Origin of the sequence: Conyzicola sp. (genome assembly GCF_046714715.1) — a bacterium.
In the GTDB taxonomy this organism is placed as follows: Bacteria; Actinomycetota; Actinomycetes; order Actinomycetales; family Microbacteriaceae; genus Conyzicola.
Window position 1 is genome coordinate 1 of record NZ_JBKKAD010000086.1, and the last position, 4136, is coordinate 4136.

The following is a 4136-nucleotide window of genomic DNA, read 5'->3' on the forward strand; positions in this document are numbered from 1 at the left end:
AAGACATCATCGTGATGTCCGCGCTGGAGCTGGGCTTCACGGTCGATTAGGTTTTCCAGCCGCCGCGGCCCCGGGCACACACCCGGGGCCGCGACATCCAATCATCAAAGGATCTTGAAATGGCAGAAGCAGCAACGGCGCCGCTCGCAACCGCGAAGGTGCGCGCCGCCCCCCGCAAGAGAACCGCGCGGGAGCGCCGGCACTCGCTCACGGGCTGGCTTTTCATCGCCCCGTTCGGCGTGGTGTTTCTGGTCTTCCTCGTCACGCCGCTCGCCTACGCGTTCTATCTGAGCCTGTTCTCGAAGGGCCTCGCGACCGGAACAGCCTTCGCCGGCATCAACAACTACGTGCGCGCGTTCACCGACCCGTCGTTCCTCAAAGGCGTCTGGTTCGTGGTGCGCTTCTCGATCGTGCTCATCCCGGTGCAGATGCTCGTGTCGCTCGCCGCGGCACTCGTGCTCGACAACCTCACCAACCGGTTCGCGCGCTTCGCCCGGCTGATGATCTTCCTGCCATACGCAGTGCCCGCCGTCATCGGGGCGCTCATGTGGGGATTCCTGTACAGCCCCAGCTTCGGCCCGCTCGAGCAGATCTTCGGGGTATTCGGGGCGGATGCACCGTTCCTGCTGTCTCCCGACAACATCTTCTTCGGGCTCATGAACGTGGTCACCTGGCAGTGGGCCGGCTACTACATGATCATCATCTACGCGGCGCTGCGGGGCATCGACCCCACGATCTACGAGGCAGCCAAGATCGACGGCGCGAACTCGTGGCAGGTGGCACTGCGCATCAAGATCCCCATGGTGCGATCGGCACTCGTGCTGATCCTGGTGTTCGCCCTCATCGGCACGCTGCAGTTCTTCACCGAACCGCAGGTGCTCGGCCCGGTGGCGAACGGCACGATCACACCCGACTTCACCCCGAACATCTACGCCTTCAACCTCGCGTTCAAGTACGCGCAGTTCAACTACGCCTCGGCCATCTCGTTCTCGCTCGGCGCGATCGTGTTCGTCGGCGTCTACATCTTCCTCTTCGTCACACGCAAGCGCGGGAGCGTACTCTGATGGCCATCGCAGCACCCACCTCGCGCAAGCCGCGCCACGTGATCACCTACGTGTTCCTCGGCATCCTCGTCGTCTACTTCCTGGTGCCGCTCTGGTTCCTCTTCGTGGCGAGCACGAAGGACGCGCCCAGCCTCTTCGGCGGCGACAGCGCGCTGTGGTTCTCGGGCGACTTCAACCTCTTCACCAACCTGTCGAACCTCGTCACCTACAACGACGGCATCTACCTCAAGTGGATCGGCAACTCGGCGCTGTACGCCTTCGTCGGCGGTCTCGGCGCGACGGTGCTCGCGGTGCTCGCCGGCTACGGATTCGCGAAGTACCGTTTTCGCGGCCGTGACCTGTCGTTCGCGATTTTGCTCGGCTCGGTGATGGTGCCGCTCACGGCGCTCGTCATCCCGACCTTCGTGCTGTTCTCCGAGCTGGGGCTCACCGACACGATCTGGGCGGTCATCCTGCCGTCGCTGCTCAGTCCGTTCGGCGTCTACCTCATGCGCGTCTACGCTGCGGAGGCCGTGCCCGACGAGTTGCTCGACGCTGCGCGGGTGGACGGCGCGGGGGAGTTCCGCACCTTCTTCCAGGTCGCGCTCCCGCTCATGAGACCCGCCGTCGTGACGGTGCTGCTGCTCTCGGTCGTCGGCACCTGGAACAACTACTTCCTGCCGCTGGCGATGCTCTCGAACAGCCAGCTCTACCCGATTACGGTGGGTATCGGGCTCTGGCAGGGGCTCGCGGCACAGAACAACGGCGGCTCGGGCGTATCCCTCTGGACCCTCATCATCGTCGGCTCGCTCATTTCGATCATCCCGCTGATCGTCGCGTTCCTTTCCCTGCAGAAGTACTGGCAGGGCGGGCTCGCGATCGGCAGCCTCAAGTAGCTTTCCCACTCTCCGTACCTCAGATCGAAAGAGACCCATGCCCCAGGCCAGCCTGACCATCAACCCGCGTTTCGCCATCGGAGCGGTGGACCGCCGCCTGTTCGGCTCGTTCGTCGAACACCTGGGCCGCTCGGTCTACGACGGCATTTATGAGCCGGGCCACGAGACCGCCGACGAGGAGGGGTTCCGCGGCGACGTGCTCGAGCTCGTGCGCGAGCTGGGCGTCTCGACGATCCGGTATCCGGGCGGCAACTTCGTGTCGGGCTTCAAGTGGGAGGACAGCGTCGGCCCCGCTGCCGGTCGCCCCACCCGCCTCGACCTGGCGTGGCACTCGACCGAGACCAACGAGGTCGGTCTGCACGAGTTCTCGAGCTGGCTGCGCAAGGCGGGCAGCGAGCTGATGCTGGCGGTCAACCTCGGCACACGCGGGGTCGAAGAGGCCCTCGACCTGTTGGAGTATGCCAACGTGCCATCCGGATCGACGCTCAGCGACCAGCGCCGCGCGAACGGTCTCCACGAGCCCCTCGCGGTGAAGATGTGGTGCCTCGGCAACGAGATGGACGGCCCGTGGCAGCTCGGTCACCGCAACGCCGACGACTACGGCAAGCTCGCCTCGATGACCGCGAAGGCCATGCGCCAGCTCGACGAGAGCATCGAGCTCGTCGTCTGCGGCAGCTCCAACCGCACGATGCCGACCTTCGGCGCGTGGGAGCACACCGTGCTGCAGCACACCTACGACGACGTCGACCTGATCTCGTGCCACGCCTACTGGGCCGAGAGTCAGAGCGACCTCGAGAGCTTCCTTGCCGCCGGACACGACATGAGCCTCATGATCGAGGAGGTCGTCGCGACCGCCGACGCCGTGAAGGCCGCGCTGAAGAAGACCAAGCAGATCAACATCTCGTTCGACGAGTGGAACGTCTGGGACATCGAACGCTTCCAGACCGTCGACCGCATTTCAGGCGTGGAGAACTGGCCGAAAGCCCCGCGCCTGCTCGAAGACTCGTACACGGTCGTCGACGCGGTGGTCGTAGGTAGCCTGCTGATTTCACTGCTCAATCATGCGGATCGGGTCAGCTCCGCCAGCCTCGCCCAGTTGGTCAACGTGATCGCGCCCATCATGACCGAGCCCGGGGGAGCGGCGTGGAAGCAGACCACCTTCTTCCCGTTCGCCGTCACCTCGCGACTGGCCGGCGCGACCGCACTGACCCCGCGCCTCGTCTCCGACACCTACGAGACGAGCACCTACGGCACGGTCAACCTGGTCGACTCCGCGGTGACGTCCGACGAGGCTGGCACCTCGGTGTTCCTGGTCAACCGCTCGATCTCGTCGGCAACGACGGTAACGATCAACATCGCGTCGCTCGGCGACGTCGCGGTGACGGAGGCCGTGGCCATCTACGACGAAGACATCCACGCCGCGAACACCCTCGCCGACCCGACCCGCGTCGCCCTGCGCCCCATCGAAACCACGATCGCCGACGGGGTCTTGACGATCACCTTGCCGCCCGTATCCTGGGCCGCCCTGCGTCTAACGCCGGTTGAGTAGGTCGCTCCGCGTCTCACGCGGGTTGAGTAGGTCGCTCCGCGACCGTATCGAAACCAGCGGTCGCTGAGCCTGTCGAAGCGCACTCGCGGCAATGTAAACCGTCAAGAGAAATCCTCGCTAAGCTCCGATCAACGAAGGAGCAGTAATGGAGAGCGTCTTGGTGTATTTGGTCGTTGTGGCCGTCGTGCTTGTCATTCTCTACGCGATTATTCACGGAGCAGTGAAGTCCGCTTTGATTGCGCACTACAAAATTGTCAGATGGTATGAGGCTACGGGCGAATGGCTTCCGCAAACCGGAAGTTGGAAAGAGGCCCCAAGCGCGATCGGAAGTCAGCCTGACCCGCCGATCCGACGCTCTGGATCTTTGAAGTAATCGCCGCTCAGGGGCGCTGAGCCTGTCGAAGCGCACCTACGGAGTGGGTAGCTCCGCATCATCCGAAGCCCTCTTCTTCACCGGCGGCGCCCCATTGCCCAACTCCTTGTGCACCCCGAAAACCACCACCGGAATCAGCACCAGCGACCGCAGATCGAACAGCGCGTGCACCACGATCGCGACCACGATGCTTCCGGTGGCCAGATAGATCGCCATGAACGCGGTGCCGAGAATGACCGAGCCGATGATGCCGGGCAGGCCCTGATACGCGTGCA

At 64.2% G+C, this 4136-nt stretch carries 4 protein-coding genes; 3 read left to right on the forward strand and 1 reads right to left on the reverse strand.

Annotated features, from left to right (window positions below):
- Positions 1 to 119 precede the first annotated feature (119 nt).
- Genes ACLQ6X_RS07040 through ACLQ6X_RS07050 form a run of 3 tightly spaced genes read left to right on the forward strand, consistent with a single transcriptional unit; the run spans position 120 to position 3488 of the window.
- The gene (locus tag ACLQ6X_RS07040) at positions 120 to 1064 is read left to right on the forward strand and encodes a carbohydrate ABC transporter permease (protein WP_411699463.1); all 945 of its coding nucleotides are present in this window, start codon (positions 120 to 122) and stop codon (positions 1062 to 1064) included.
- Positions 1064 to 1939, forward strand: coding sequence for a carbohydrate ABC transporter permease (locus ACLQ6X_RS07045; RefSeq protein ID WP_411699464.1), 876 nt, complete (start codon positions 1064 to 1066; stop codon positions 1937 to 1939). The genes ACLQ6X_RS07040 and ACLQ6X_RS07045 overlap by 1 nt, the downstream gene beginning before the upstream one ends.
- A gap of 37 nt (positions 1940 to 1976) precedes the next feature.
- Positions 1977 to 3488, forward strand: coding sequence for an alpha-N-arabinofuranosidase (locus ACLQ6X_RS07050; protein WP_411699465.1), 1512 nt, complete (start codon positions 1977 to 1979; stop codon positions 3486 to 3488).
- Between the two features lie 409 nt (positions 3489 to 3897).
- On the opposite strand, the gene ACLQ6X_RS07055 is transcribed toward ACLQ6X_RS07050, so the two are convergent.
- The coding region (locus ACLQ6X_RS07055) for a CPBP family intramembrane glutamic endopeptidase (RefSeq protein WP_411699466.1) at positions 3898 to 4136 on the reverse strand (239 nt) is incomplete at its 5' end.

Coding starts and splice junctions, on each gene's coding strand:
- ACLQ6X_RS07040 (WP_411699463.1), top strand. CDS start 120: ATGGCAGAAGCAGCAACGGCGCCGCTCGCAACCGCGAAGGTGCGCGCC.
- ACLQ6X_RS07045 (WP_411699464.1), top strand. CDS start 1,064: ATGGCCATCGCAGCACCCACCTCGCGCAAGCCGCGCCACGTGATCACC.
- ACLQ6X_RS07050 (WP_411699465.1), top strand. CDS start 1,977: ATGCCCCAGGCCAGCCTGACCATCAACCCGCGTTTCGCCATCGGAGCG.